Genomic DNA, 26,593 nt, shown 5'->3' with positions numbered 1-26,593 from the left:
ATGACGCTTGCCAATTTTGTGAAGACACTCGTCGGCGGCTCCCGTATCGATTCGCTTCAGCGGGCACGCACGGATACCTGGGCCACATGGGTTGCACCGATACCGGGCGAGCATGCATACGGACGCGATCCCGGCTACGAAGACGCATTCTTCGAACTGAAGGACGAAGCCGGCAAGCTGTCGGGAATCGATGACGGGTTGATTGTCCGCGCATGCGAACACCTGCTCAAGGAGACCGGCAAGGATTTGCGGCTCGCCGGCTACTACGCGTTCGCACGCCTGCGGCAGGACGGCCCGGCCGGGTTCGCCGACGGACTTGAGCTGGCCGCTGCACTCGTCGACCGGTTTGGCGAAGCGGCTTTGCCCGTCCGTCACGAAGCCAAGAAGGCCGCGCTTGAAATGCTGGCGACTGCGCGTGTGATCGAGACGCTGGATAGTCGTGGCGACTTTGTGCCCGCTGATCTCGAACGCACGTTGGCCGCGCTCGACGTGCTCGTGACGCATACGGCCGCGTGGCCCGATGCGGCTCGTCCAAATTTGCAGCCGCTCGTTTCCCGGTTCGAGAAACAGGAGGCGCCGGCGCGCAGCGTCGATTCCGGCAAGGCGATGCCGGCAGCGGCTGCGCCGGGAAAAACGTCGGCGGGGTCGATTGCGTCCACACGCGATTTGCTCGATCAGGCCCGCGCGATGTCGGCGTGGCTCCGCGATCAGGAAAACGGCTACTTGTCGTCGGTACGCCTCGTGCGAAGCGTTCGGTGGGATACCTTGCACGACGTTCCGCCAGCCGATACGGCGTCGCACACGCGTCTGGCGCCGCCACGCGCCGAGTTGCGGCAGCAGATGAAGCGTCTCGTGCTGCAGAAGCACTGGCACGAGTTGCTGGAGCGCGTCGAGGGGGCATTCATGGAGGGCGTGAATCACCTGTGGTTCGATCTCCAGTACTTCCAGCATGTGGCGCTCGATCACGTCGGTACGCCATACAACGCATGGCGGGAGTTGCTGCGTGCCGACTTCGCGCTGTTTCTCGAACGATTGCCGGGTATCGAACGGCTGACGTTCAACGACGGTACGCCATTTGCCGACGACACGACACGCGAATGGATTGCTCGCCATGCGGTCGTACGCGACCTGGAAGCAGGCGAGACGATTGCGCCACTGCCGGTCTCGGCGGATAGCGAGAGCGATTCAACCGGCGACTGGCCGGAGATCGAAGTCCAGGCTCGCGAACTGGCTACCCGTGAGGGCATTGAGACGGCTTTCGCATGGCTTGAAGCGCTGCCCGGCATGAAAACCGATCGACATCGCTACTTGCAGCGGCTCGTGATGGCCCGGTTGGCCGATCATGCCGGCCGTCACGATGCGGCGCTCGCACTGCTCGCCGAACTCGACGGAGCGTCCCGCTCGTTGCCGCTGATGCGCTGGGAGCCGGCGCTGACGTTCGAGGTCAAGCATCAACTGGTCAAGGCATTGAAAGCGATGAGCAGCCGCAAGGATGCCGACAAGCCGGCACTCGCCCGCCGTATCGGCGAACTGCATGCGGAACTCACGGTACTCGATCCCGCGCGCGCACTGACCCTTTCGTAACGGATTCCCATGGACAACAACGATCCCATCCTGCGCTACTACGAAGCGGAAATGTGTTACCTGCGCGAGTCCGGCAAGGAATTCGCGAAGGCACACCCCGACCGGGCACGTCTGCTCAATCTGGACCGCGTCGGCGATCGCGATCCGTATGTCGAACGTCTTTTCGAGGGCTTTGCTTTCCTGACGGGTCGCCTCAGGCAGAAACTCGACGACGAATTGCCTGAACTGACCGAAGGGCTCGTCAGCCTGTTGTGGCCGCACTACCTGCGGATGATTCCGTCGTTGTCGATCGTCGAGCTGACACCGTTCGCGGAGAGACTGCAGAAGACCGAAGTCGTGCCGGCCGGCGTACCCGTGCGGTCCGCACCAATCAACGTGCCGTCGTCGGGCGGGGCAGAGGGCGTGACGCCGCGCACGGTGCAATGCCTGTACCGGACGACGCAGGCCGTTGCGCTGCAGCCGGTGTCGATCACGCATGCCGGACCGGCCGTGCGCCACGACGGTCGCTCGGTGATTCGTCTCGGTTTCTTGCTGCACGGTTCCGCGCTGCGCAGCGAAACGGACCTGTCGCGGCTTCGGTTGCATTTGAACGCGGATCTGCCGACCGCATTCGCGATGCATCTTGCGCTGACGCGTCAGGTCGATGCGATCGACTGGCGCGTTCCGGAAGTCCGTGACGGCGAACCCGTGCCGCTCACCGGCGTGACAATCGAACCGGCGGGGTTTTCGACGGAAGAACGACTGTGGCCCAAGGCCGATGCGGCGTTCTCGGGATATCAACTGCTGCTCGAATACTTCACGTTTCGCGAGAAATTCCTGTTCGTCGATCTGTGCGGGCTGGACCTCTCGGCGCTTCCCGAAAAATCGACCCGCTTCGAGCTGGAGATTCTCCTGAAGAACGCGTATCCGTCGGATCAGCGTTTCAACGCGGAGAACGTCCGGTTGTTCTGTTCGCCGGTCATCAACCTGTTCGAACTGGATGCCGAGCCGATCGAAATCGACCATCACGAAACCGAATATCGCGTGGTGCCGGCCGGCCATCAGGGCGAGCATGTCGAGACGTATTCGGTCGACGCGATCGCGACGTTCGATCACGATACAGCCGAGCGGTACGAATACGTGCCGTTCGCGACGTTCCGGCACCGCGGCGGCATGCTGCGGCACGAGGCGCCGGAGCGCTATTTCCACACGCGCGTGCGTTCGGGTGTGTCGGGGCTGCACGAAATGTGGGTGATTCTCGGCGGCCACGCGTGGGAAACGATGGACACGCTGCCTGAGGAAAGCCTGTCGCTGCGTGTGACGGGCACGAACGGGTTGCTGCCGCGCAAGGGGTTGCGCGAAGCGAGTCTAGACGAGTTGGCGGCCAGCACGCCGAACGTTGCAAGCGTGCGCAATCTCGTGTCGCCGACATTGCCGCTGTATCCGCCAACAGAAGACCGCTTCCAGTGGCGCGTGCTGTCGCATCTCGCGCCGAACTTCCTGTCGATGATGAACGCGGAGGTGTTGCGCGGCGCTTTGGCGCTGTACGACTGGACGAACGAAGAGCTGAACCGGCGGCGGCTCGCCGGCATCCTGCACGTGTCGCAGGAAATGATCGAGGAGGTGTCGGGCGGGGCAGTCGAGCGCGGCGTGCTCATTGAGGTCACGCTCGATGCGCATGCGTTTTCTGGTGAAGGCGACGTGATGCTGTTCGGCGAACTGCTGCACCGGTTCTTCGGCGCATACGCGGAGATCAATCTATTCACGAAGCTGGCGATCGTCAGCCTGCCATCCCGTGCGCGGACGGAGTGGCCGCGCAGCAAGGCTCAGCGGGCGCCGCTATGAGTCTTTCGATCGATCGGATGAGTGCTGAAGCCGGTGAGCTGAAAAGCCTGCCAGCGGTGGCCGTGAAGTTGTTCGAGCGGGCGCCGAGGATGACATTCATGCAGTTCTGTCGTCTGCTGGAGGCATGTGCGCCCGAACGCCCCGGCCTCGGCACATGTGATACGCCGGAGCATGAGCCGGTGCGGTTCCGGCCGCGTCCCCGGTTGGGTTTTCCGGCGGGCGAGGTGGCCGCAGTGGAGTTCGACGACGAGCACCTCGATGCGCCGCCGACCGTGCGCACGACCTTCATGGGTCTCTATGGCGTCGATGCGGCCATGCCGTCGCACATGATCGACGAGATCGTGTTGCGGGAGGAGGGGCATGAAGCAGTCGAGGCGTTTCTCGATCCGTTCAACCACCGGATGGTGACGCTGCTTTATCGCGCGTGGAAGAAATATCGTTATCCGGAGCGCTTCCGGGCCGGCGGTGTCGACGATTATTCGCAGAGCCTGTTGTGTCTGGCGGGATTCGGGTGGGGCGACAAGCCTTCGCGGGCAGGCTTGCCGAACTCGCGGATGCTTGCGTTGCTGGGGCTGTTGATTCAGCGTACGCGCACGTCGGAAGGGCTGGCCGGTGTGGTGGCGCTCATCGCGCCGGGGGCCGACATTCGTGTCGACGAGTTCTGGGCAGTGACGACGAGTAGCGGGCGACCGACACCGTTGACGTCGGCGAAGACGGATAAGAATGGGCTGTCGGACGGGAAACGCAGCGGGCTCGGTGGTGGTTACGTGCTCGGCAGGCGTCTCGCGTATCGCAGCCGGGCGGTGCGCTTGACGTTGCGGCCAGTTGACGCGAAGCAGGCCCTGGATCTGTTACCGGGCGCATGGTTGCATCGGGAGGTGATGGCATTCATCCAGCTGTATGTCGGTATCAAGGCTGACGTGCATTTGCGGATGAAAGTGTCGACACGATTCGTGCCGAAGCCGGCTGTCGGGAGCGAGCGTGCCAGCCCGGCACCGCGTCTCGGCTGGACGACGGTGTTGCCGTCAACCGCTGAACGGTTGATTGATATCGCGTTGGGTGTCTACCAGGCGTTGCCTGCGCCGCCACCCAACCCGCATCTCGTGCCGCTCACGATCTGAGTCTGGAGTCTTCATGTTCTATCGAATGAGTGCGGCCGCGGCTGCCGCCGTGTTGCTGCTGTCGGGGTGTGGTGCGTGGCAGTCGGTGTCGGATGCATCGTCGAATGCGTATCGTGCCGTGTTTTTCAAGCAGGTGAAGGTGCTTGATGTCGATCTGACTGCGCGTGCCGCATTGAATCCGGACGACGTAGGACGGCCCACGTCGGTTGCCGTGCGCGTCTATCAACTGAAGGATCGCAAGGCGTTCGACGGAGTGTCGTACGACGATCTGCTGAAGAACGACAAGATAGTGCTTGCACAGGATATCCGTGCCGCGATGGCGGTCGTGCTGAATCCCGCAGCGTCAGCAAGTCTATCGCAGCCAATGCAGGCCGATACGAAATACGTCGCGGTAGTTGCGTTCTTTCGTAATCCAGGAAATGGTGACGTATGGAAATACGTAATTGAAAAGACGAGATTAAGCCCGGATAGACCGTTGAGCATCGACTTGACCGATCAACTTCTGCTTGGCGGTGAGAATGCGTCAAAAAAGAGGGAAAGGTGACGAGAGACGATATCTCGTCGACGTGATTGAACTGCTGTAAATGAGGTTGTGTTGAGTGAACGAAAAAGAAAGAACTCCGAAATACTGGGTGTACGCATTTGGTATTGAATTGTTCGTAGTCGTTGCTGCGCTTTTATGGAACCACACTGCAGTGCACCAAGGTGGATGGAATGATTTGGCAGTCGGAATAGGAGACATTTTCATAATTTTTGGTGCTTTCTTTTATTCTTTTGTGTGGGCCATTGCTGCGCTAGTTCGACTTGTCAGACGCCGGAGGACATTCAGTCTTGCGGTTGCTGTCCAAGGATTGGCGCTTCATTGTTTGGCAATGATAGCGCTTGCGATCTCGGCGATGTATCTGTTAGCTTGACAACACAAGCGGTGTGCCGTCGATGCCGCAGTTGAAGGATGTTTTCACGTTCGTCATGGACGGTAGCGGCAGAAAGGACATCGACGATCTTGGCGAGACGCTGATGTAGGCGACCGTCGCACGACGCATCGCGAAGGTGTGCAGCTACCAAGTTATCGACAGGGTGAGTACGCAGAAGTCGCGGAATGGTGTGGGGCAACGGGCGAGCGCTGCGATACGCTCCGCACCTGTGAATCACAGCATGAAGCGGGCGACCCCGGATGAAACTGCGGGTAGCCCGTTTAGCGTGTAGCTGAGGCTGCGATGCGGCTACCTGCGCTGGCAGCTCCGCTTACCGATCATCTTCCCGCACCGAAGAAGGATGCCGGCACAGCGCCCGCACTTCCATCTCCATATACGGAAACAACGGCAGCTGACTCAGCAGGTCATGCAGCTGCTGCACGCTTTCCACATCGAAAATACTGACGTTCGCATACTGCCCGGCGATCCGCCACAGATGCCGCCAGGTCCCTTCGTTCATCAGCCGCTGGCACATCGCCTTTTCTTCCGCCTTCAGCGTGGCCGCCTTGACCGGATCCATGTCCGTCGGCAGACGGACGGTCATTTCCACATGAAACAGCATCCTGCACTCCTTGCGTTATCGGTTCGTCGAATCGGAAGGCCACTCACGCCTGGGCGCGGGCCCGCTCGACTTCGCTGCCCGGCACGTCCGGCTTTTCCTTGAGCAGCGAGAAATCGAAGTCGATCAGCGCGAACTGCCCGTCGACGCCATACGGTTTGCCTTCCGCGCCTTCGGCCTGCTTCACCGGCGGGATCAACCCGTCGCGCGTCGCGAACGCGAAGTCGTCCCACAGATGCGGATCGCCATCGATGTTGATCTGCGTCGTCAGCTTACGATAACCGTCCGCCGAAACGAAGAAGTGAATGTGCGCCGGACGATGGCCGTGGCGGCCGAGCTGGTCGAGCAGTTGCTCGGTCTTGCTGCCCGGCGGCACGCTGTAACCGACCGGCAGCACGCTGCGGAAGCTGTAGCGGCCTTCGGCGTCGGTGCGGATCGAGCGGCGCAGGTTGAACGCGGGCTGCGACTGATCGAAGTACGAGTAGTTGCCAAGATGGTTCGCGTGCCATACCTCGACCAGTGCGTTCGCGATCGGCGCGCCATCCTGGCCGAGCACCTGGCCGCGCATGATCAGCGTCTGGCCCGGATCGGTGCCGTCGTCGAGACGCGCATGGCCGACCGATTCCGGCGCACCGGCGACATACAGCGGACCTTCGATCGTGCGCGGCGTGCCGCCCTGGATGCCGGCCTTTTCCTCGGCTTCGTCCATGCGCACGTCGAGGAAGCGCTCGAGGCCGAGGCCTGCCGCGATCAGCCCGAATTCGCGGCCGGCCTCGTTCAGGTAGTTCAGCGCCGTCCAGAATTCGCTCGGCTGCACGTCGAAGTCCTCGATCGTGTAGCAGATGTCCTTCACGATCCGGTTGACGATCGCGCGCACGCGCGGGTTGCCCGGCTTCTCGGCGGCGTCGTCGAAGGTCTTCAGCAGTGCGTCGATGGCTTGCTTGTTCATCTGTGTCTCCGGTTTCGGTTGTCGTGTGGGGTCAGCGGGCGTCGCGTCGCATCCGTTCGATGCGGGCCCAGTCGAAGGTGATGCCGAGGCCGGGCGTCGCCGGCAGGTGCAGCTTGAAATCCGCGTAGCGCAACGGCTCGACGAGGATTTCCTCGGTGAGCAGCAGCGGGCCGAACAGTTCGGTGCCCCATTGCAGCGAGTCGAACGTGCTGAACAGTTGCGCGGAAGCCATCGTGCCGGCCGCGCCCTCGAGCATCGTGCCGCCGTAAAGCTCGATGCCGGCTGCCGCCGCGATCGACGCGACGCTCGCCGCACCCTGCAGGCCACCCGATTGTGCGATCTTCACCGCGAACACGTCGGCCGCGCGATCCTGCGCGAGCGCGAATGCATCGACGGGGCCGTGCAGCGCCTCGTCGGCCATGATCGGCACCTGCGCCAGTTGCGTGAGGCGTTTAAGCCCCGCGCGGTTGGTCGCGGCGATCGGTTGCTCGACCAGGCTCACGCCGGCTTCGGCGAATCGTGCGCCGGCCCAGATCGCGTCGGTTTCGCTCCACGCCTGGTTCACGTCGACGCGCACGTCGCCGCGTTCGCCGAGCGCGCGCTTGATCGCGATCACGTGCGCGACGTCGTCGGCCACCGCGTTCGAGCCGATCTTCAGCTTGAACGCGCGGTGGCGGCGCGCGTCGAGCATCGCCTCGGCTTCCGCGATGTCGCGCTGCGTATCGCCGCTCGCGAGCGTCCATGCGACATCGACCGCATCGGTCCGACGGCCGCCGAACAGTTCCGACAACGGCACGCCGAGGCGGCGCGCCTGCGCGTCGAACAGCGCGGTCTCGATCGCGCACTTCGCGAAGCGGTTGCCCTGGAACAGCTTGCGGGCGCGCGCCAGCGCGGCGCCCGGGCGGGTCGCATCCATGCCCTGCAGCAGCGGTGCGAAGTAGGTGTCGATGTTGACCTTGATGCTTTCGGGGCTCTCCTCGCCGTACGCGAGACCGCCGATGGTCGTCGCCTCGCCGACGCCTTCGATACCGTCCGTGCATCGAACACGCACCAGCACGAGGGTCTGGCAATTCATCGTGGCGACCGACAATTTGTGGGGCCTGATCGTCGGCACGTCGACCAGCAGCGTCTCGATGCGTTCGATGGTGGCGGCAGTTGCTATCATGCGATTCCTCCTGTTGGTGCACATGGTAGGAATTCCCGCCCCGCGTCGTCCAACACTCTTTCCGACTACTTCCATACCTTTGAGGCATGAAATGGAATTGCGTCAGCTCCGCTACTTCATCGCCGTCGCCGAGGAAATGAACATCACGCGGGCGGCCGAGCGGCTGCACATGACGCAGCCGCCGCTCAGCCGCCAGCTCCAGGCGATCGAGGACGAGATCGGGCTGCCGCTGTTCGAGCGCGGCGCGCGGCCGCTGAAACTGACGGATGCGGGGCGCGTGTTCTATGCGCAGGCGAAGCGCCTCGTCGACCAGGCCGACGAGCTCGGCCCGCTGACGCGGCGGCTCGCACAACTGTCGGAGCGGATCGTGATCGGCTTCGTACCGTCGACGCTGTACGGCGCGCTGCCGGACGTGATCCGCGCGTTTCGCGAGGCGCAGCCGGACGTCGAGTTGTCGCTGATCGAAATGTTCACGCTCGAACAGCTCGGCGCGCTGAAGGGCGGGCGGATCGACGTGGGGTTCGGCCGGCTGCGCTTCGACGACGACCAACTGGTGCGCGAGGCGCTGATCGAGGAAAAGCTGATCGCGGCGCTGCCGGTCGGGCATCCGCTTGCCGATCCGGCCCGGCCGCTGACGCTCGCGGATATCGCGAACGAGACGCTGATCGTCTATCCGAGCACGCCGCGGCCGAGCTTCGCCGATCAGCAGCTGTCCGCGCTGCGCGATGGCGCGCTGGTGCCGGTGGCCGTTCACGAGGTGCGCGAGCTGCAGACGGCGCTCGGGCTCGTGGCCGCGCAGGTCGGCGTGTCACTGGTGCCGGAGAGCGTGGAGGGCGTGCGCGTGAAGGGCGTGGTCTACCGGCGGTTGCCGGAGCCGGCCGCGACGTCGCCGATCATCATGAGCCGCCGGCTGCACGGCGAAAGCGCGTTGACGGCTGCGTTTTGCGCGATTGCGCGGGAGATGATCGTGCCGACAGGGTGACGATCGTCATCGTCCCTATAAATCGCAACTAACGGTCTGTTTCGGCAGGCACCTGCAGATGCGGGGAGGGCGCCGCGATGTCATGCGCTGTCGTGTGAGCGCTTGGGCCGTTACGCAAGCCGCCGGGCGCGCGAGCATGCGCGACGACGTTACCGCTTGCCGTCGAGCGTTTCCGACGGCGATTCGCCAAACTTCTCCCGATACGCGATCGCGAACCGCCCCAGGTGCGTAAACCCGCAATCGAGCGCGACGTCGGCGATCCGTCGGTCGGACACCGCGCCGCGCAGCAGTTCGCGCGCGTGGTCGAGCCGCGTCGCGCGCAGGTATTGCATCGGGCTCATCCCGCGGAACTGCAGGAACGCGTCGCGCAGCGTCCGTTCCGGCACGTTGGCGGCCTGGACGATATCGGCGAGCTGCAGCGGCTGCGCGTAGTGCGCGTTCACGAATTCCTGCGCGCGCCGCACGAAGCCCGGCGCCGGGTCGCGGTGCGACGCCTGCAGCACGGACGGCGGGTGGCCTTCGATCAGCAGGTCGATCAGCAGGTGCTCGAGCTGGGAGGCGACGCGCGGGTTCGCGTTTGCGCGTTCGAGCAGTTCGGGCGAGCGCGCGACGAGCATCAGCTGCTGGCGCCACGCGGCGAGCGCGGCGTCGCTGACATGCAGCACGGGATCGAGCGTCGCGCGCGGGTCGCCGGTTAGCGAGCCGACGGTCGCCGCGTCGATGCGCAGCACGAACTGCTCGCAATCGGCGGACAGCACTGCGTCGAAACGCTCGCCGGGCGCACACAGCACGCCGGTCTGGCCGTCGACGCCGAGCTGCCGTCCCATCGCGCGCACCTCGGCCTGGCCGGACAGGCAGAACATCAGCAGGTAATAGCCGTCGACTGCATCGACCTGCACGCGCATCGCGTCGCCGAACGCGATCGTGCCGATTCCGAGCCCGCCGAGCCTGACGAAATCCATGTGCGACGCACCGCGCGTGCGGCCGTTCGGGAGCAGCGCATGCGGCTGCATCACGCGCGAGATCCGCTCGCGCGTCTCGTCGAGGTCGCGGGATTCGAACAGCCGGTGCGCGCGCAGCGCGAGCGGCTCGAACGACGTTGGGGACATGGGCATCAGCCTTGGTGTTGACGGCGTGCGCTTCGATCCGATCAATGGGGCGCGATCGTGCGCCGGGTCGTGTGTGCCGTCATGCTAGCGCAGAAATCCGCCGAAAGTGGATATTGCACTGCCGCAATCGCACTTTCCGGATAGACGGCGAATATTAGCTTTTCAAAAATCGGCTCCATGCATTCAACGCAACGGATCGACAAGGAGTCCGACATGGAGCAGACAGAATCGCCCGTCGTTTTCGCCGCGCGCGGCGACGCGTCCGACGTGAGTTTTCCGCACGACGACGGCTCGCGCGTGCCGTACAAGGTGTTCAGCTCGCGCGCGGTCTACGATCGCGAGCAGGAACGCATCTTCCGCGGCCCGACGTGGAACTTCGTCGCGCTCGAAGCCGAAATCCCGAACGCCGGCGACTTCAAGAGCACGTTCGTCGGCGACACGCCGGTGGTCGTCACGCGTACCGAGGACGGCGCGCTGTCCGCGTGGGTGAACCGCTGCGCGCACCGCGGCGCGCAGGTGTGCCGCAAGTCGCGCGGCAACGCGAGCTCGCACACGTGCGTCTATCACCAATGGAGCTTCGACAACTCGGGCAACCTGCTCGGCGTGCCGTTCCGGCGCGGCCAGAAGGGGATGTCCGGGATGCCGGCCGACTTCGACCCGAAGCAGCACGGGCTGCGCAAGCTGCGCGTCGACAGCTATCGCGGGCTCGTGTTCGCGACCTTCAGCGACGACGTGATGCCGCTGCCCGACTATCTCGGCGAGCAGATGCGGCCGTGGATCGACCGGATCTTCCACAAGCCGATCGAGTATCTCGGCTGCACGCGCCAGTACTCGAAGTCGAACTGGAAGCTGTACATGGAGAACGTGAAGGACCCGTATCACGCGAGCATGCTGCACCTGTTCCATACGACCTTCAACATCTTCCGCGTCGGGATGAAGGCGCGCTCGATTCCGGATGCGAACCACGGGCTGCACAGCATCATCACGGTGACGAAGACGGGCGACGATACGTCGGCCGCGTACAAGCAGCAGAACATTCGCTCGTTCGACGAAGGCTTTCATCTGGAAGACGAATCGATTCTCGACCTCGTATCGGAATACGACGAGGACTGCACGAACCATATCCAGCCGATCTTTCCGCAGCTCGTGATCCAGCAGATCCACAACACGCTGGTCGCACGGCAGATCCTGCCGAAAGGCCCCGACAACTTCGAACTGATCTTCCACTTCTTCGGCTACACGGACGATACGCCCGAGTTGCGCGCGCTGCGCATCAAGCAGGCGAACCTCGTCGGGCCGGCCGGCTACATCTCGATGGAGGACACGGAGGCGACCGAGCTCGTGCAGCGCGGCACGGTGCGCGACGGCGACGCGACGTCGGTGATCGAGATGTCGCGCGGCAATCCGGACCAGCAGGACACGGTGATCACCGAAAGCCTGATCCGCAAGTTCTGGGTCGGCTACCAGAAGCTGATGGGCTATTGAAGCGGGAGCGCGGAATGATGGAAAACCTGACGGAAGACATGAAGACGTGGTTCGAGATTTACATGCTCCAGAACCGCTATATCGGGCACCTCGACAACAACCGGCTCGAAGCGTGGCCGACGATGTTCACCGAGGACTGCACGTACGAAATCGTGCCGAAGGAGAACGCCGACCTCGGGCTGCCGGTCGGGATCGTCCACTGCACGAACCAGCGGATGCTGCGCGACCGCGTAGTGTCGCTGCGGCACGCGAACATCTACGAAGAGCACACGTACCGGCACATGACGTCGGGCCTGACGATCGTCGCGGAACGTGACGGCGAGATCGACACGGAGAGCAACTACGTGGTCGTGCAGACGCGCAGCAACGGCGAGTCGAACGTGTACCAGGCCGGCAAGTACTACGACACGGTCGTGCGTACGCCGGACGGGCTGCGCTACAAGACCAAGCGGGTGATCTACGACACGTCGCGCGTGCAGACGCTGCTCGCCACCCCGATCTGATACGGAAGCAAGGAACAGACATGACCGAAGCAACGCTCGCCGAGTGGCATCCGCTCGGCGCTTTCGACGAATTCTCCGAAGACGAACCGGCGGCACGCGTCGCCGGCCAGAAGCCGATCGCGGTGTTCCGGATCGGCGACGAACTGTTCGCGATGCACGACCTCTGCACGCATGGCCACGCGCGGCTGTCCGAAGGCTATGTGGAGGACGGCTGCGTCGAATGCCCGCTGCACCAGGGGCTGATCGACATCCGCACCGGCGCGCCGAAATGCGCGCCGATCACGGAGCCGGTGCGGACCTATCCGATCCGGATCGTCGACGGGCAGGTGGAAGTCAATGTCGGCTGATCCGTTCGTGATCGTCGGCGCCGGGCATGCCGCGCGGCGCACGGCCGAAGCGCTGCGCGAGCGCGATGCCGCGGCGCGCATCGTGATGATCGGCGCGGAACGTGAGCTGCCGTACGACCGGCCCGCGCTGTCGAAGGATGCGCTGTTGACGGACGGCGGTGAGCAGCGCGCGTTCGTGCGCGACGCGGCGTGGTACGACACGCAGCGCATCGAACTGCGGCTCGGCACGCGCGTCGATGCGATCGAGCGCGATGCGCAGCGCGTGCGGCTCGACGACGGCGCGACGCTTCCGTATGCGCGGCTCGTGCTCGCAACGGGTTCGCGGGTGCGCATGTTCGGTGGCACGATCGACGAAGGCGTCACGCCGCATTACGTCCGCACGGTCGACGATGCGCGTGCGTTGCGCGCGCAGCTTGCGCCGGGCCGTCGCGTGGCGGTGCTCGGCGGCGGGTTCATCGGGCTGGAGGTCGCGGCGGCGGCGCGCCAGCTCGGGTGCGACGTGACGGTGATCGATCCGGCGCCGCGCCTGCTGCAGCGTGCGTTGCCGGAAGTGGTCGGTGCGTATGCGCGGCAGATGCACGATGCACGTGGCGTGGTCTTTCAGATGGCGACGCTGCCGCGCGCGATCCGTCGCGCACCGGGCGGCGGTGCGATCGTCGAGACCGATCGCGGCGACGTGCCGGCCGACCTCGTCGTGGTCGGCATCGGTGTGGTGCCGAATGTCGAGCTGGCGCAGGCGGCGGGGCTCGATGTCGACAACGGGATACGCGTCGATGCGGGCTGCCGCACGGTCGATCCCGCGATCTTCGCGGCGGGCGAGGTGACGATGCACTTCAATCCGCTGCTCGGGCGTCACGTGCGGATCGAATCGTGGCAGGTGGCCGAAAACCAGCCGGCCGTCGCGGCCGCGAACCTGCTCGGCGCCGACGAGACCTACGCCGAGCTGCCGTGGCTCTGGTCGGATCAGTACGACTGCAACCTGCAGATGCTCGGGCTGTTCGGCAGCGAGCGCACGATCGTCGTGCGCGGCGATCCGGCGAACGGGTCGTTCACGGTGTTCGGGCTGGGGGATGACGGCAGGATCGTCGCGGTGGCCGCGGCGAACCTGGGGCGCGACATCGGCGCATCGCGCCGGTTGATCGCGGCGGGGGCGGTGCCGGACCCGGTGAAGCTTGCGGACCCGGCGGTGAACCTGAAGACGTTCATGTAGCAGGCGCTCGGTCGTCCGGCCCGGCATGCGGTGACGATGCCGGCCGGCGCCGTGTGCAATCCGCCGGTCCGATCCGGCGGCGTCCGACACGCTCGACGCGTGTCGCAATGTTTGTCGGCAGCACCGCAACCGGTGCATATTAGCGGCATCGTTCGCCCGACCCGTTGCCCATGACGCCAGACAAAGCCCTCGAACTGAAACGCAGCAAGCGCCGTGCGCTGTGGCTGCTGCTGGCCGCCGTCGCGGTGTTCGTCACGACGATCCTGCTGCCGCGCGGCCCGTGGGTCGACGGCTTCAAGGCCGTGGCCGAAGCCGCGATGGTCGGCGCGCTCGCCGACTGGTTCGCGGTCGTCGCGCTGTTCCGCCGCGTGCCGATCCCGTTCGTGTCGCGCCACACCGAGATCATTCCGAAGAACAAGGACAAGATCGCCGACAACCTCGCGGTGTTCGTGCGCGAGAAATTCCTCGGTCCCGATGCGCTCGCCGCGCAGATCCGCCAGCACGATCCCGCGCAGAAGCTCGGCGCGTGGCTCGGCGAGCCGGCGAACACCGACGCGCTCGGCGGCTATGTGACGAAGCTGATGAGTTTCGCGCTCGACATGACCGACGACGCGCGGATCCAGTCGTTCGTCCATGACGCGTTTCGCGCGGTGATCGACCGGATCGACCTGTCGCAATCGGCCGGCGCGATCCTCGACACGCTGACGAAGGACGGCCGCCACCAGGCGCTGCTCGACGATGCGATCGAACAGGTGGTCGACGTGCTCGACAAGGAGGAGAACCGCGAGGTGATCGCGGGTTTCATCGTCGAATGGCTGAAGACGCAGTACCCGAAGGTCGAGAAGATCATGCCGACGCAGTGGTTCGGCGAGAACGGCGCGCGAATGCTCGCGAATGCGGTGAGCCGCGTGCTGGAAGGCGTGGCGGCCGATCCCGAGCACGAACTGCGGCAACGTTTCGACCGGACGGTCGTGCGGCTGACCGAGCGGTTGAAGCACGATCCCGCTTTCATCGAGAAGGGCGAGGAGATCAAGCGCTATATCCGCGACGGCGCCGCGTTCAACGAGTATGTGCGCGACCTGTGGGATCAGTTGCGCGCGTGGCTGAAGGCCGATCTCGCGCGCCCCGATTCGGCGCTGCACCGGCAGGCCGTGATGCTCGGCGGCTGGCTCGGTTCGCGGCTCGCGGAGAGCCCGGCATTGCGTGCGTCGTTGAACGAGCACGTCGAGAAGGCCGTGCACGAGATGGCGCCGGATTTCGCGGATTTCCTGATGCGTCACATCCGCGACACGGTGCGCAACTGGGATGCGCGCGAGATGTCGCGGCAGATCGAGCTGAACATCGGCAAGGATCTGCAATACATCCGCATCAACGGCACGCTGGTCGGCGGGCTGATCGGGCTCGGGTTGTATCTGGTGTCGCTGGTGCCGCGCTGGGCGGCCGGCTGGCTGCACTGACACGGCCACAGGTCTCGCGCGGCGGGCGGGACGGGCCGCGCCCGCGCATCATGCGTGCGCTTTCGAGCCGTGCAGTTGCAGGCCGAGCGCCTTGATGACCTTCAGGATCGTACCGAAGCTGGGGTTGCCGTCGTGCGACAGCGCCTTGTACAGCCCTTCGCGCGACAGGCCCGCATCGCGCGCGACCTGCGACATGCCGCGTGCCCGTGCGATCACGCCGAGCGCATGTGCGATGAAGGCCGGATCGTCGCCGCCTTCCTGCAGGCACGCTTCGAAGTAGTCGGCCATGTCGTCTTCGGTTTTCAGATGATCGGCCGAATCCCACGGCCGCGTGCTGATCTTGTCCATCGGTTACTCCATGTCGAGATGCGCGAGCATCGCGTGCGCGGCGCGGATGTCGGCCTGTTGCGTCGATTTATCGCCGCCGCAGAGCAGGATGACCCAGATCGTTCCGCGCCGGACGTAGTAGACGCGATAGCCCGGGCCGTGGTCGATCCGCATCTCGACGACCGGCGAGCCGGCGGACTTCCAGTCGCCCGGATTGCCCATCGAGAGGCGGTCGATGCGTGCCTGGATGCGGCGCTTCGCGACGCGATCCGGCAGGCCGGCAAACCAGGCGTCGAAGACGTCGGTGGTCCGGATGCTGAACGTAGGCGCACTGTAGGGCATGGATTGCAGTATGTCAACCATGGTTCACATGTCTGAGGTGTCGAGTGTCATTGCCGCTACAGTAGGGCGGTGCGCTTCGCTTGTGTGCCAAATGGCCGTTCGGCCGAAGTCGGGATCTTCCGAATCCGTCTACAATCAAAAACGTCCTTGCCGCCCGTGCGTGCTTGCCGCGCGCGGGCGGATCCGTTCGTCCTCCGGTATCCGGAGGCGCCGCCGTGCAGCGCGTGTTGCGCGGCGGGCAGTGCCGTGGTTTGTGTCCAGTAGGTAAAGCGTCCGCGTGCCGTAGGCCGGCGCGCGTTCTGAACGCTGCGTGTCCGTAGGCCGGGCAGGCGGCATCAACCGAGAGTCCCCATGAAAGCATCGGATCTGTTCGTGAAGGCGCTGGAAGCCGAAGGCGTCGAGTACGTATTCGGCATTCCCGGCGAGGAAAACCTCGATCTGCTCGAATCGCTGCGGCGATCGAAGATCAAGCTCGTGCTGACCCGGCACGAGCAGGCGGCCGGGTTCATGGCCGCCACCTACGGCCGCCTGACGGGCCGCACCGGCGTGTGTATCGCCACGCTCGGGCCCGGCGCGACGAACTTCGTGACGGCCGCCGCGTATGCGCAGCTCGGCGGCATGCCGATGCTGATGATCACCGGGCAGAAGCCGATCAAGTCCAGCAAGCAGGGCCACTTCCAGATCGTCGACGTGGTCGACATGATGCAGCCGCTCACGAAGTTCACGCGGCAGATCGTGTCGATCGGCAACATCCCGTCGGCCGTGCGCGAGGCGTTCCGTCGCGCGGAGGAAGAGCGCCCGGGCGCCGCGCACCTCGAGCTGCCGGAAGACATCGCGCACGAGGAGGGCGACGGCAAGCCGATCCCGCGCAGCTACAGCCGGCGGCCGGTGGCCGAGGAGAAGGCGGTCGCGCACGCGGTCGACGCGATCCAGGCCGCGCGCCATCCGCTCCTGATGATCGGCGCGGGCGGCAACCGCAAGACCACCTGCAAGATGTTGCTCGAATTCGTCGACAAGACGGGCATCCCGTTCTTCACGACGCAGATGGGCAAGGGCGTGATCGACGAGACGCACCCGCTGTGGCTCGGCAACGCGACGCTGTCCGACGGCGATTTCGTGCACCGTGCGATCGAGCACGCGGACTGCATCATCAACGTCGGCCACGACGTGATCGAGAAGCCGCCGTTCTTCATGCGTACCGACGACAAGACTGTGATCCATGTGAACTTCCTCGGCGCGCAGGTCGATCCTGTTTATTTCCCGCAGATCGAGGTGGTCGGCGACATCGCGAACGCGGTGTGGCAGATGAAGGAAGCGGTGACGCCGCAATCGCACTGGGATTTCGAGCGCTTCCGGATGATCAAGGAGCATTTCGACGCCCATCTGGAGAAGGGCCAGCACGATCCGCGCTTCCCGATGTACCCGGTGCGGATCGTCAACGATCTGTACAACGCGATGCCGGTCGACGGCATCGTCTGTCTCGACAACGGGATGTACAAGATCTGGTTCGCGCGTTACTGGCGCGCGCACGAGCCGAATTCGTTGCTGCTCGACAACGCGCTCGCGTCGATGGGGGCGGGGCTACCGTCGGCGATCGCGACGAAGATCGTGCATCCGCAGCGCAAGGTGATCGCCGTGTGCGGCGACGGCGGTTTCATGATGAATTCGCAGGAGCTCGAAACGGCCGTGCGGCTGAAGCTCGACCTCGTCGTGATGATCCTGCGCGACGACGCGTTCGGGATGATCCGCTGGAAGCAGGAGAACATGAATTTCCCCGATTTCGCGATGACGCTGCAGAACCCCGATTTCGTCGCGTATGCGCAAAGCTACGGCGCGCACGGGCATCGCGTCGAATCGGCCGACGATCTCGAGCCGCTGCTGCGCGAGTGTTTCTCGTCGCCGGGCGTGCACGTGATCGACGTGCCGATCGACTACTCGGACAACGAGCGCGTGCTGAATCGCGAGATCAAGCGCCTGTCGGCGCAACTCTGAATGTCCCGTTCACAGGAAGGAGTCGTTCCATGTTGAAGGAAACCTATCCGTACTACCTCGCCAACGAAGCCGTCTACGCGAACACCGATCTGGACGTGACGGACAAGTTCAGCGGCAAGGTCGCGACACGCGTCGCGCTGGCCGACGCGAAGGCCATCGACGCGGCGATCGGCGCGGCCGTCGACGCCACGAAGCCGATGCGCGAGCTGCCGGCCTACAAGCGGCAGGCCGTGCTCGATCATTGCGTCGCGCGCTTTCGCGAGCGCTTCGACGAACTGGCCGAGGCGCTGTGCATCGAGGCCGGCAAGCCGATCAACGATTCGAAGGGCGAAGTGACGCGGCTGATCGACACGTTCCGCGTGGCGTCCGAGGAATCGGTGCGTATCGACGGCGAAATCATCAACCTCGAGATCTCCGCGCGTGCGCAGGGCTACACGGGCTATACGAAGCGCGTGCCGGTCGGCCCGTGCTCGTTCATCTCGCCGTTCAACTTCCCGCTGAATCTCGCCGCGCACAAGGTCGCGCCCGCGCTCGCGGCCGGCTGTCCGTTCGTGCTGAAGCCGGCGAGCCGCACGCCGATCGGCGCGCTGATCATCGGCGAGGTGCTCGCGGAAACCGATTTGCCGAAGGGCGCATTCTCGGTGCTGCCCGCGCATCGCGACGGCGCCGACCTGTTCACGACCGACGAGCGTTTCAAGCTGCTGTCGTTCACGGGTTCGCCGGCCGTCGGCTGGGCGCTGAAGGAGAAGGCCGGCAAGAAGAAAGTCGTGCTGGAGCTCGGCGGCAACGCGGCCGCGATCGTCGATGCGGACCAGCGCGACCAGCTCGACTACGTGGTCGAGCGTCTTGCGTTCGGCGCGTATTACCAGTCGGGCCAGAGCTGTATCGGCGTGCAGCGGATCCTCGTGCATGCCGACCTGTATGACGCGCTGCGCGACAAGCTGATCGCGAAGACGCGTTCGCTGAAGATGGGCGACCCGAAGGATCCGTCGACGTTCGTCGGCCCGATGATCTCCGAGTCCGAATCGCGCCGGCTGTCGGGCTGGATGGACGCGGCCGTCGCGGCGGGCGCGAAGATCGTCGCGGGCGGCAAGGTCGATGGCTCGATGTTCGAGGCGACGCTGCTGGAAAACGTCGGGCACGAGCAGGACCTGTACCGGAAGGAGGCATTCGGCCCTGTCGCGATCCTCGAGAAGTTCGACCGGTTCGACGATGCGCTCGCGCGCGTGAACGACAGCGACTTCGGGCTGCAGGCCGGCGTGTTCACCGATTCGCTCGCGCATGCGCAGCGCGCGTGGGACGAGCTGGAGGTCGGCGGCGTCGTGATCAACGACGTGCCGTCGTTCCGCGTCGACAACATGCCGTACGGCGGTGTGAAGGATTCGGGCCTCGGCCGCGAAGGGATCCGCTACGCGATCGAGGACATGACCGAGCCGCGGCTGATGGTCGTGCGGCGCCGGTAACGCGCGGGCGGGCGGCGCATTACCGCGACGGCACGCAGGCGGGCGATCGGGCCGGCCCGCGTGCCGTTTTTCATGGCGCCGCGCACATCGGGCCGGCGCCGGGCCCGCACCGTGACCGCCGCGAACGGCCGGCGGCCCGAACGCGCTCGACTGCGGGCCTCGCCTCGTGATGTAATCGCGCGAAACTGCCGACCGGGGTACGACGCCGGAAAGCGCGAATTCATTCTTCACGAGGTCGATTCATGTCCCCCGTCTCGGCATTCAAGCTGGTTTTGTTGTCGTTTCTCGCGATCGTCGCGCTCGAATGCATCGCCAAGCGGCTGCGGTTGCCGCCCGCAGCCGCGCTGCTGATCGGCGGCATCGGCATCGCGTTCATTCCCGGCCTGCCGCCGATCAATCTCGATCCGGAACTGGTGTTGCTGGTGTTCCTGCCGCCGCTGCTGATGGACGGCGCGTACTTCTCGGTGTGGGAGGAATTCAAGCGCAATGTCGGCGGCATCCTGCTGCTTGCGATCGGCGCGGTCGTGTTCACGACGTTCGCGGTCGGCTTCGCCGTGCACTGGGCGGCGCCGTCGCTGCCGTGGGCCGCGTGCTTCGCACTCGGCGCGATCGTGTCGCCGCCCGACGCCGTGGCAGCGAAGGCCGTGCTCGAGCGCGTCGCGCTGCCGCGCCGGCTGATGGTGCTGCTCGAAGGCGAGAGCCTGCTGAACGATGCGGCCGGCCTCGTGCTGTTCCGCTTCGCGGTCGTCGCGGCGCTGTCGGGCACCTTCAGCCTCGGCCACGCGGTCGTGGGTTTCGCGGAACTCGGGCTCGGCGGCGTGGTGGTCGGCTTCGCGGTCGGCAAGCTCGTCGTGTGGTTCCTGAAGCTGCTCGACGACGACTATCTCGTGATCACCGTCGCGGTGATCGCCGGCTGGATCGCGTACATCGCGGGGGAAATGGTCGAAGTGTCCGGCGTGATCGCTACCGTCACGGCCGGCATGATCGTCGGCTGGCATCAGCACGAGGTGTTCTCAGCGGCCGTGCGCACGCGCGGCACCGCGTTCTGGCAGGTCATCGTGTTCCTGCTCGAAGCGATGGTGTTCGTGCTGATCGGGCTGTCGCTGCGCGGCGCGATCCACCGGCTCGGCGGTTTCGAGCAGGTGCTTGCCACGATGGTGCCGCCGATGCTCGCGGTGCTGGCGGCGGTGATCGTGTCGCGCTTCGTGTGGATCTACGCGGTCGAGGCGCTGAAGTGGCCGGTGCGCGGGATCGTGCGGCGCGGCGAAGCGCCCGACTGGAAGGCCGCGACGATCATGAGCTGGGCCGGGATGCGCGGCGTCGTCACGCTGGCGATCGCGTTGTCGCTGCCCGAGGCGATGCCCGGCCGCGACGTGATCCTGGTCGCGTCGTTTGCGGTGATCCTCGTCACCGTGCTGCTGCAGGGCACGACGATCGGGCCGTTGATTCGGTTGCTGCGCCTGCCGCAGCGCGAAGAACGCGCGTCGCACCACCTGACCGAGCCGCAGACGTGGGCGTACGTCGAGGCGGCGCAGCTCGCGGCGATCCAGCCGCTCGTGCGCGACGAGAACGGGGTCGTGATCCATCCGCGCCTGCTCGAGCAGTACACGTATCGCGCGGAATTGACGGAAAAGGCGAAGAACGAGCCGACGTATCCGGCTGAAGTGCGTGCCGCGCACTACGACGTCGTGCTGGCCGCGATCCGGGCCGGTCGCGCGGAACTGTTGCGCCTGCACCGTTCGGGGCGCATCCACGACGAGATGCTGCATGCGCTCGAGCGCGACCTCGACCTGCAGGAAGTGTCCGCGCAGCACGCGCGCGGGTAAGGCCGCCCACTTCGTCACCTCGCCATCGAGCGGCCGGCGTCAGCCGGCCCGAAGCGCGCCCGGGCCGAACGTTGCCCGGCGCGCTTTTTTTCTTTCGAGCGCCCGCCGATTGGGCGGATATTCATCCGGCCCTCAAATGCGACGGCAGCGAGCCTTGCAGCGCATGCAAACCTTATCGCGCCGGTCTCGCAAACGTTATCGTCTTTCGAATCCGGAAATGATCCGATTTAACTGTTTCCGTCTCTTTCTACATATTTGGCAAAACTAAACCGGATTGAGATAGATGCTGTGTTCTAATTTCATTTAGAATCAGCCGGTTATGTTTATTGAGAGAAAGGATGCGGAGGTAATACGGTCGCCAACGGGGAGAAATCGGCGTCCAAAACCCTGCAAGGCGGTGCCGACAGGCCAATTCGGCGGAATCAGGCGGTTTTTTTCAACCGCTGGAATAAGATAGCGTCCCAAGTCTGATAAACAACTCCTATGAAAGAATCGATTGGAGAATCGGCGTTTGAAACTGTATTTATGAAAGAATCGAGCGGTGATAATGCCTCGGATTGTCTTGAATCGGGGTTATCGGTCCTTCTCGTCGACGATCAACCGTTCGTCGGCGAGGTGATCCGCCGCGCGCTGCGCAGCGAACATGACATCGACCTGCATGTGTGCACCGACGCGCACCGGGCGATGGCGGTCGCGCGCGACGTGAAGCCGACTGTCATCCTGCAGGATCTCGTGATGCCGGAGATCGACGGCCTCGATCTGGTCCGCGCGTGGCGCGCGGACGCCGGCACCGCTCGCGTGCCGATCATCGTGCTGTCCGCGAAGGAGGAGCCGATCGTCAAGCGCGAGGCGTTCATCGCCGGCGCGAACGACTATCTGGTGAAGCTCCCCGACGCGATGGAGCTGGCTGCCCGCATCCGCTATCACTCGAATTCTTACCTGATGTCCCGGCAGCGCGACGAGGCGCTCGATTTCCTGTCGCATGACATGCGTTCGCCGCAGACGTCGATCCTGGCGCTGCTCGACGTCTACCGGACCGAGCACGGCGAGATGCCGGCGATCATGGAGCGCATTGCCGGCCATGCGCGGCGCGCGCTCGCGCTGGCCGACGGCTTCATCCACCTGACCCGCGCGCAGTCCGAGCGCCGCGCGCACGAGGTCGTGAGTCTCAACGAGATCGTGCTCGACGCCGTCGACCAGCTGTGGGAGAAGGCGGCCGGGCTCGGCAGCCGGGTTGCCGCGCACGTGCCCGATACCGAATGCGTGACGATGGGCGACCGCATGATGCTGACGCGCGCGGTCGCGAACCTGATCGACAACGGGCTGAAGTACGGCCCGGCCGGCACGGACGTGCACTGCACGCTGGGCAGCGAGGACGGCGCCTGGCTGATCGGTGTCGAGGACACCGGCGCGGGAATCGCGCCGGAGCAGCGCACGGCCGCGACCGAATCGTTCGTGCAGCTCGAATCCGCGCATGGCGCGGCGCGCGGCGGCTTCGGCCTCGGGCTCGCGTTCGTCCGCGCGACGGCGGCGCGGCATCGCGGCCAGATCCTGATGCGCAATACGGCGCGCGGCTTCATGGTCGCGCTTCGGCTGCCGGCGCAAGCGGAGCGGTGATGTCGCGGCGCGGCCTGCCGGCGCCGCGCTGCCCGAGAGACCCTGATGTGCTCGTGGCGCGCCGTCCGGCGCGCAGGCGGGCGTGGATTTTTTCAACGCTGATTTTATAAAGCCCATAACGAACATGGCCACCGTGACGCCCCGCGCGACCAATGAAAGCCTGCATCCGACGATCGGCGCTGCCCGGCTGACGCTCGGCAATCGCATCCTGCTCAGCTTCGGCGTGCTGTTCGTGCTGATGCTGGTGACAGCCGGCGTGTCGTACGAGCGACTGCGCGCGATCAACGCCGAAGCCGTCAGTATCGAGCGCGACTCGCTGCCCGGCGTCTACCTCGCGTCGTCGCTGCGCGGTTCGGTCAACGAATCGTTCATGCTGCTGCAACGCGCGATCTTCGTCGACACCGGGCCCGACGCCACGCAGCACGATCTCGCGACGATCGCCGACGCGCTGAAGGAAGTCGAGTCGCTGTCGGTGGACTACCAGAACACGACGTTCCGCGACGACGACCGGCAGCGCTTCATGGCGTTCCGCGGTGCCTACGATCACTACGTGCCGTTGCTGAACGAAGCGGTGCAGAAGAGCCGCGCATCGCGCGACGAGGCCGTGGCCGCGTACGCGAAAGTGCAGCCCGCGTGGACCGAGGTCGTGCGCAACGCGAACGTGCTGGTTCAGGAGAACCGCAAGTTCGCGGAGCAGTCCGCGAAGCTGATCCGCGAATCCGTGCAGGACACCGAGGTCGTGCTCGTCGGCGCGCTGACGATCATGCTGCTGTCCGCGCTCGGGCTCGGCTACCTGCTGTACCGTTCGGTCACCGTCCCGATGGCGCGGCTCGTCGAGGTGCACGACGTGATGCGCACCGGCAACCTGACGCGCCGCCTCGACCTGCGCCGCCGCGACGAATTCGGCACGCTCGAGACGGGTTTCAACCGGATGGCCGACGAGCTGACCGAGCTCGTCGCCCGCGCGCAGCAATCGTCGCTGCAGGTGACGACGTCGGTAGCCGAGATCGCGGCGACGTCGCGCGAGCAGCAGGCGACCGCGAACGAAACCGCGGCGACGACGACCGAGATCGGCGCGACCTCGCGCGAGATCTTCGCGACATCGCGCGACCTGCTGCGCACGATGAACGAGGTGGCCGGCGTGGCCGAGCAGTCGGCGACGCTCGCGGGCGTGAGCCAGAGCGGGCTCACGCGGATGGGCGAGACGATGCGCAGCGTGATGGACGCGGCCGGTTCGGTGAACGCGAAGCTCGCGATCCTCAACGAGAAGGCGCTGAACATCAACCAGGTGGTCGCGACGATCACCAAGGTGGCCGACCAGACCAACCTGCTGTCGCTGAATGCGGCGATCGAGGCCGAGAAGGCCGGCGAATACGGCCGCGGCTTCGCGGTCGTCGCGACCGAGATCCGCCGCCTCGCCGACCAGACGGCGGTGGCGACCTACGATATCGAGCAGACGGTGAAGGAAATCCAGTCGGCGGTGTCGGCGGGCGTGATGGGGATGGACAAGTTCTCCGAGGAAGTGCGCCGCGGAATGCTCGACGTCCAGCAGGTCGGCGGGCAGCTGTCGCAGATCATCGCCGAGGTGCAGACGCTCGCGCCGCGCTTCCAGATGGTCAACGAAGGGATGCAGACGCAGGCGAACGGCGCCGAGCAGATCACGCAGGCGCTGTCGCAACTGTCGGAGGCCGCGCAGCAGACGGCCGAGTCGCTGCGCCAGTCGTCGCAGGCGATCGACGACCTGACGCTCGTCGCGAACCAGTTGCGCACCAGCGTGTCGCGCTTCAAGGTCGACGCGTGACGCGCGCCGACCCGCAGAACGGCGCCCACGCGCTGTTCCTGATGTTCGAGCTCGACGGCGGGCGCTATGCGCTCGACGCAGCCGGCATCGACGAGGTGCTGCCGCTCGCGGTCACGAAGGCCGTGCCCGGCGCACCCGAATGGATCGCCGGGCTGCTGATGCGCGGCGGCCAGCCGGTGCCGGTGATCGACGTGCCGATGCTGGCGCTCGGGCGCCGCGCGCATGCGCTGCGCTCGACGCGGCTCGTGATGGTGCGCTACGGCGCGGACGAAGCGGGCGGCGAGCGCACGATCGGGCTGATCGTCGAGCGTGCGACGCAGACGATGCGGATCGACCGCGCGGCGTTCCGGTCGAGCGGCATCTCGACCGCGCGCACGCGCTGGCTCGGGCCCGTCGCGAATACGCCCGATGGCGTCGTGCAGCAGGTATCGGTGTCCGACCTGGTCGACGACGTCGCGCGCCTGTATCTGTTCGACGGCCTGCCGGGCCACGGGGGAGAGTCCGCATGAAAGAGTTCGAATCGCGATTTCGCGGCTGGCTGCTGCGCGAGACCGGCATCGACCCCGATTCGCTCGGCAACGATTTCCTGACCCGCGCGCTGACGGAACGCGTGCACGCGCTGCAGGCGGACGGCGAGCGCCTGCCGTCGGCGGCGCGGCCGCCCGTCACGCAGGACGCGCTCGACGCCTATTGGCAGCAGCTCAACGCATCGGCCGACGAGCGGCGTGCGCTGATCGAGCTGTTCGTCGTGCCCGAGACCTGGTTCTTCCGCGACCGCGAGGCCTTCGCGACGCTCGCGCGGCTCGCGACGGAGCGGCTCGCCGCGCTGCCCGGCCGGGTGATCCGCGTGCTGAGCGCGCCGTGCTCGACGGGCGAGGAGCCGTATTCGGCGGCGATGGCGCTGCTCGACGCGGGGCTCGACCCGGCCAGCTTCTCGATCGACGCGATCGACCTCAGCACGCGCGCGATCGAGCACGCGCGGCTCGGCTGCTACGGGCGCAATGCGTTCCGCGGCACCGCGACGGAGTTTCGCGCGCGGCACTTCACGCCGATCCGCGACGGCTGGCTGCTCGACGAGCGCGTGCGTGCGTGCGTGCAGTTCAGTCAGGCGAACCTCGTCGAACCGGCCGTGGATACCGGCATTCGCTACGATTTCGTGTTCTGCCGCAACGTGCTGATCTACTTCGATCGCGACGCGCAGGATCGCGTGATCCGCTCGCTCGACGCGCGTCTGGCCGACGACGGCATGCTGTTCGTCGGGCCGGCCGAAACGGGCGTCGCGATGCGGCACGGGATGCGCTCGGCGCGCGTGCCGCTGGCGTTCGCGTTTCATCGCGAGCCTGCCGGTGCGGCGACCGACGTATTCGCGGCCCGGCCGGCGGCGCCGCTGTCGGCGGCAGCGCCGTATCGGCGCGCGGACCGCTTCACGGTCGCGCCGCTCGCGGCGACGCGCTCGGTGCTGGCGGTCGCGCCGCCGGCGTGGCTCGGCGACACGCGTCAGCCGTTCGCGGCGCCGCCGCCGGCCATGAGTGCGGCCGCGTTCGACGCACGGCGCGACTTGCCGGTGACGGCGGCTGAACCCGCCGCGTCGCTCGCACCGGTTGCGGAGAGCGCTGCGCCGACGCTGGAAGATGCGCAGGCGCTGGCGAATGCCGGCGCGTTCGACGAAGCCGAGCGCGTGCTCGCGCAGTTCTCGGCGCGCGTTGGGCCGCATGCCGATGCGTTCTACCTGAACGGGCTGATCGCGGATGCGCGCGGACGCGCCGCGGAAGCCGGCGACTTCTACCGGAAGGCGCTGTACCTGCGGCCCACGCACCACGAAGCGCTGACCCATCTCGCGACGCTGCTCGACGTCGGCGGCGATCGTGCGGGCGCGCAATGGCTGCTCGAGCGCGCACGGCGCTCGGCCGGCTGACAAGACGATGGGTTGGGACCGACACCGCGATGACCAGAGGA

At 65.8% G+C, this 26,593-nt stretch carries 24 protein-coding genes; 18 read left to right on the top strand and 6 right to left on the bottom strand.

The features are described 5' to 3' along the window. The 5 genes from tssA to F3J15_RS00405 are packed head-to-tail and all read left to right on the top strand — an operon-like array spanning nucleotide 1 to nucleotide 5,443. A complete protein-coding gene (tssA, locus tag F3J15_RS00425) occupies nucleotides 1–1,584 on the top strand; it encodes a type VI secretion system protein TssA (RefSeq protein WP_166886360.1) in 1,584 nt (527 codons plus the stop codon). A 9-nt stretch (nucleotides 1,585–1,593) separates the two neighbouring features. Next, on the top strand, nucleotides 1,594–3,408 hold the full coding sequence (gene tssF / locus F3J15_RS00420; protein ID WP_166886342.1) for a type VI secretion system baseplate subunit TssF: 1,815 nt from the start codon (nucleotides 1,594–1,596) through the stop codon (nucleotides 3,406–3,408). A 17-nt stretch (nucleotides 3,409–3,425) separates the two neighbouring features. Further along, on the top strand, nucleotides 3,426–4,529 hold the full coding sequence (gene tssG, locus F3J15_RS00415; protein ID WP_240158662.1) for a type VI secretion system baseplate subunit TssG: 1,104 nt from the start codon (nucleotides 3,426–3,428) through the stop codon (nucleotides 4,527–4,529). Between the two features lie 13 nt (nucleotides 4,530–4,542). Further along, nucleotides 4,543–5,073 (top strand): type VI secretion system lipoprotein TssJ, encoded by a 531-nt coding sequence (gene tssJ, locus F3J15_RS00410; RefSeq protein ID WP_166886335.1) that lies wholly within the window; start codon nucleotides 4,543–4,545, stop codon nucleotides 5,071–5,073. Between the two features lie 55 nt (nucleotides 5,074–5,128). Continuing rightward, nucleotides 5,129–5,443 carry a hypothetical protein gene (locus F3J15_RS00405; protein ID WP_166886331.1) on the top strand — a complete coding sequence of 105 codons (315 nt, stop codon included), beginning with the start codon at nucleotides 5,129–5,131 and terminating at the stop codon, nucleotides 5,441–5,443. A gap of 331 nt (nucleotides 5,444–5,774) precedes the next feature. Here the strand turns inward: F3J15_RS00405 and catC are convergent, their stop codons facing one another. From catC to F3J15_RS00390, 3 genes are read right to left on the bottom strand one after another with little or no spacing between them, the layout of a single operon-like run. Beyond that, a complete protein-coding gene (gene catC, locus F3J15_RS00400; RefSeq protein ID WP_011355923.1) occupies nucleotides 5,775–6,065 on the bottom strand; it encodes a muconolactone Delta-isomerase in 291 nt (96 codons plus the stop codon). Between the two features lie 43 nt (nucleotides 6,066–6,108). Further along, nucleotides 6,109–7,011, bottom strand: a complete 903-nt coding sequence (gene catA / locus F3J15_RS00395; RefSeq protein WP_089443064.1) for a catechol 1,2-dioxygenase — start codon at nucleotides 7,009–7,011, stop codon at nucleotides 6,109–6,111. Between the two features lie 31 nt (nucleotides 7,012–7,042). Further along, the gene (locus F3J15_RS00390; RefSeq protein WP_166886328.1) at nucleotides 7,043–8,176 is read right to left on the bottom strand and encodes a muconate/chloromuconate family cycloisomerase; all 1,134 of its coding nucleotides are present in this window, start codon (nucleotides 8,174–8,176) and stop codon (nucleotides 7,043–7,045) included. Between the two features lie 91 nt (nucleotides 8,177–8,267). Here F3J15_RS00390 and F3J15_RS00385 point away from each other — a divergent pair, with 91 nt between their 5' ends. Then, complete coding sequence (locus F3J15_RS00385; protein ID WP_166886325.1) at nucleotides 8,268–9,158, top strand: LysR family transcriptional regulator; 891 nt, start codon at nucleotides 8,268–8,270, stop codon at nucleotides 9,156–9,158. A 149-nt stretch (nucleotides 9,159–9,307) separates the two neighbouring features. Here the strand turns inward: F3J15_RS00385 and andR are convergent, their stop codons facing one another. Continuing rightward, the gene (andR, locus tag F3J15_RS00380; RefSeq protein WP_069251003.1) at nucleotides 9,308–10,267 is read right to left on the bottom strand and encodes an anthranilate 1,2-dioxygenase regulatory protein AndR; all 960 of its coding nucleotides are present in this window, start codon (nucleotides 10,265–10,267) and stop codon (nucleotides 9,308–9,310) included. Between the two features lie 213 nt (nucleotides 10,268–10,480). Here andR and andAc point away from each other — a divergent pair, with 213 nt between their 5' ends. The 5 genes from andAc (at nucleotide 10,481) to F3J15_RS00355 (ending at nucleotide 15,269) form a co-directional block, all read left to right on the top strand. Beyond that, the gene (gene andAc, locus F3J15_RS00375) at nucleotides 10,481–11,752 is read left to right on the top strand and encodes an anthranilate 1,2-dioxygenase large subunit AndAc (RefSeq protein WP_166886322.1); all 1,272 of its coding nucleotides are present in this window, start codon (nucleotides 10,481–10,483) and stop codon (nucleotides 11,750–11,752) included. Between the two features lie 14 nt (nucleotides 11,753–11,766). Beyond that, entirely contained in the window at nucleotides 11,767–12,255 is a 489-nt protein-coding gene (andAd, locus tag F3J15_RS00370) for an anthranilate 1,2-dioxygenase small subunit AndAd (protein ID WP_011355917.1), read from the top strand. Between the two features lie 20 nt (nucleotides 12,256–12,275). Then, nucleotides 12,276–12,602 carry an anthranilate 1,2-dioxygenase ferredoxin subunit AndAb gene (gene andAb / locus F3J15_RS00365; protein ID WP_006479527.1) on the top strand — a complete coding sequence of 109 codons (327 nt, stop codon included), beginning with the start codon at nucleotides 12,276–12,278 and terminating at the stop codon, nucleotides 12,600–12,602. Beyond that, entirely contained in the window at nucleotides 12,592–13,812 is a 1,221-nt protein-coding gene (gene andAa / locus F3J15_RS00360) for an anthranilate 1,2-dioxygenase system ferredoxin--NAD(+) reductase (RefSeq protein WP_166886319.1), read from the top strand. Before andAb ends, andAa begins: the two co-directional genes overlap by 11 nt. Before the next feature lie 170 nt (nucleotides 13,813–13,982). Further along, the gene (locus F3J15_RS00355) at nucleotides 13,983–15,269 is read left to right on the top strand and encodes a DUF445 domain-containing protein (RefSeq protein WP_166886316.1); all 1,287 of its coding nucleotides are present in this window, start codon (nucleotides 13,983–13,985) and stop codon (nucleotides 15,267–15,269) included. Nucleotides 15,270–15,317: 48 nt separating this feature from the next. Here the strand turns inward: F3J15_RS00355 and F3J15_RS00350 are convergent, their stop codons facing one another. Together F3J15_RS00350 and F3J15_RS00345 are read right to left on the bottom strand one after the other, a co-directional pair. Continuing rightward, complete coding sequence (locus F3J15_RS00350) at nucleotides 15,318–15,617, bottom strand: addiction module antidote protein (protein WP_069251007.1); 300 nt, start codon at nucleotides 15,615–15,617, stop codon at nucleotides 15,318–15,320. Between the two features lie 3 nt (nucleotides 15,618–15,620). Continuing rightward, nucleotides 15,621–15,938, bottom strand: a complete 318-nt coding sequence (locus F3J15_RS00345) for a type II toxin-antitoxin system RelE/ParE family toxin (RefSeq protein ID WP_166886314.1) — start codon at nucleotides 15,936–15,938, stop codon at nucleotides 15,621–15,623. A 351-nt stretch (nucleotides 15,939–16,289) separates the two neighbouring features. Here F3J15_RS00345 and F3J15_RS00340 point away from each other — a divergent pair, with 351 nt between their 5' ends. The 7 genes from F3J15_RS00340 to F3J15_RS00310 all read left to right on the top strand — a co-directional run bounded on the left by F3J15_RS00340 (nucleotide 16,290) and on the right by F3J15_RS00310 (nucleotide 26,552). Then, nucleotides 16,290–17,930, top strand: a complete 1,641-nt coding sequence (locus F3J15_RS00340) for an acetolactate synthase large subunit (protein WP_069251009.1) — start codon at nucleotides 16,290–16,292, stop codon at nucleotides 17,928–17,930. Between the two features lie 29 nt (nucleotides 17,931–17,959). Then, nucleotides 17,960–19,393, top strand: coding sequence for an aldehyde dehydrogenase family protein (locus F3J15_RS00335; RefSeq protein ID WP_166886312.1), 1,434 nt, complete (start codon nucleotides 17,960–17,962; stop codon nucleotides 19,391–19,393). A 242-nt stretch (nucleotides 19,394–19,635) separates the two neighbouring features. Beyond that, nucleotides 19,636–21,219, top strand: a complete 1,584-nt coding sequence (locus tag F3J15_RS00330; protein ID WP_166886309.1) for a Na+/H+ antiporter — start codon at nucleotides 19,636–19,638, stop codon at nucleotides 21,217–21,219. Nucleotides 21,220–21,702: 483 nt separating this feature from the next. After that, complete coding sequence (locus F3J15_RS00325; RefSeq protein ID WP_069251012.1) at nucleotides 21,703–22,836, top strand: hybrid sensor histidine kinase/response regulator; 1,134 nt, start codon at nucleotides 21,703–21,705, stop codon at nucleotides 22,834–22,836. Nucleotides 22,837–22,960: 124 nt separating this feature from the next. Next, entirely contained in the window at nucleotides 22,961–24,637 is a 1,677-nt protein-coding gene (locus tag F3J15_RS00320; RefSeq protein ID WP_089447290.1) for a methyl-accepting chemotaxis protein, read from the top strand. Then, nucleotides 24,634–25,146, top strand: coding sequence for a chemotaxis protein CheW (locus F3J15_RS00315; protein ID WP_166886306.1), 513 nt, complete (start codon nucleotides 24,634–24,636; stop codon nucleotides 25,144–25,146). Before F3J15_RS00320 ends, F3J15_RS00315 begins: the two co-directional genes overlap by 4 nt. Further along, nucleotides 25,143–26,552, top strand: a complete 1,410-nt coding sequence (locus F3J15_RS00310) for a CheR family methyltransferase (RefSeq protein ID WP_166886303.1) — start codon at nucleotides 25,143–25,145, stop codon at nucleotides 26,550–26,552. Before F3J15_RS00315 ends, F3J15_RS00310 begins: the two co-directional genes overlap by 4 nt. The last annotated feature ends 41 nt before the right edge of the window (nucleotides 26,553–26,593 follow it).

The organism is Burkholderia sp. Ap-955 (assembly GCF_011753045.1).
Classification (GTDB): domain Bacteria; phylum Pseudomonadota; class Gammaproteobacteria; order Burkholderiales; family Burkholderiaceae; genus Burkholderia; species Burkholderia lata_D.
The sequence above is the reverse complement of the archived record's forward strand: the minus strand, read 5'-3'. Positions and strand labels throughout refer to the sequence as shown.

Coding starts and splice junctions, on each gene's coding strand:
- tssA (WP_166886360.1), top strand. CDS start 1: ATGACGCTTGCCAATTTTGTGAAGACACTCGTCGGCGGCTCCCGTATC.
- tssF (WP_166886342.1), top strand. CDS start 1,594: ATGGACAACAACGATCCCATCCTGCGCTACTACGAAGCGGAAATGTGT.
- tssG (WP_240158662.1), top strand. CDS start 3,426: ATGAGTGCTGAAGCCGGTGAGCTGAAAAGCCTGCCAGCGGTGGCCGTG.
- tssJ (WP_166886335.1), top strand. CDS start 4,543: ATGTTCTATCGAATGAGTGCGGCCGCGGCTGCCGCCGTGTTGCTGCTG.
- catC (WP_011355923.1), bottom strand. CDS start 6,065: ATGCTGTTTCATGTGGAAATGACCGTCCGTCTGCCGACGGACATGGAT.
- catA (WP_089443064.1), bottom strand. CDS start 7,011: ATGAACAAGCAAGCCATCGACGCACTGCTGAAGACCTTCGACGACGCC.
- F3J15_RS00390 (WP_166886328.1), bottom strand. CDS start 8,176: ATGATAGCAACTGCCGCCACCATCGAACGCATCGAGACGCTGCTGGTC.
- F3J15_RS00385 (WP_166886325.1), top strand. CDS start 8,268: ATGGAATTGCGTCAGCTCCGCTACTTCATCGCCGTCGCCGAGGAAATG.
- andR (WP_069251003.1), bottom strand. CDS start 10,267: ATGTCCCCAACGTCGTTCGAGCCGCTCGCGCTGCGCGCGCACCGGCTG.
- andAc (WP_166886322.1), top strand. CDS start 10,481: ATGGAGCAGACAGAATCGCCCGTCGTTTTCGCCGCGCGCGGCGACGCG.
- andAd (WP_011355917.1), top strand. CDS start 11,767: ATGATGGAAAACCTGACGGAAGACATGAAGACGTGGTTCGAGATTTAC.
- andAb (WP_006479527.1), top strand. CDS start 12,276: ATGACCGAAGCAACGCTCGCCGAGTGGCATCCGCTCGGCGCTTTCGAC.
- andAa (WP_166886319.1), top strand. CDS start 12,592: ATGTCGGCTGATCCGTTCGTGATCGTCGGCGCCGGGCATGCCGCGCGG.
- F3J15_RS00355 (WP_166886316.1), top strand. CDS start 13,983: ATGACGCCAGACAAAGCCCTCGAACTGAAACGCAGCAAGCGCCGTGCG.
- F3J15_RS00350 (WP_069251007.1), bottom strand. CDS start 15,617: ATGGACAAGATCAGCACGCGGCCGTGGGATTCGGCCGATCATCTGAAA.
- F3J15_RS00345 (WP_166886314.1), bottom strand. CDS start 15,938: ATGCCCTACAGTGCGCCTACGTTCAGCATCCGGACCACCGACGTCTTC.
- F3J15_RS00340 (WP_069251009.1), top strand. CDS start 16,290: ATGAAAGCATCGGATCTGTTCGTGAAGGCGCTGGAAGCCGAAGGCGTC.
- F3J15_RS00335 (WP_166886312.1), top strand. CDS start 17,960: ATGTTGAAGGAAACCTATCCGTACTACCTCGCCAACGAAGCCGTCTAC.
- F3J15_RS00330 (WP_166886309.1), top strand. CDS start 19,636: ATGTCCCCCGTCTCGGCATTCAAGCTGGTTTTGTTGTCGTTTCTCGCG.
- F3J15_RS00325 (WP_069251012.1), top strand. CDS start 21,703: ATGAAAGAATCGATTGGAGAATCGGCGTTTGAAACTGTATTTATGAAA.
- F3J15_RS00320 (WP_089447290.1), top strand. CDS start 22,961: ATGGCCACCGTGACGCCCCGCGCGACCAATGAAAGCCTGCATCCGACG.
- F3J15_RS00310 (WP_166886303.1), top strand. CDS start 25,143: ATGAAAGAGTTCGAATCGCGATTTCGCGGCTGGCTGCTGCGCGAGACC.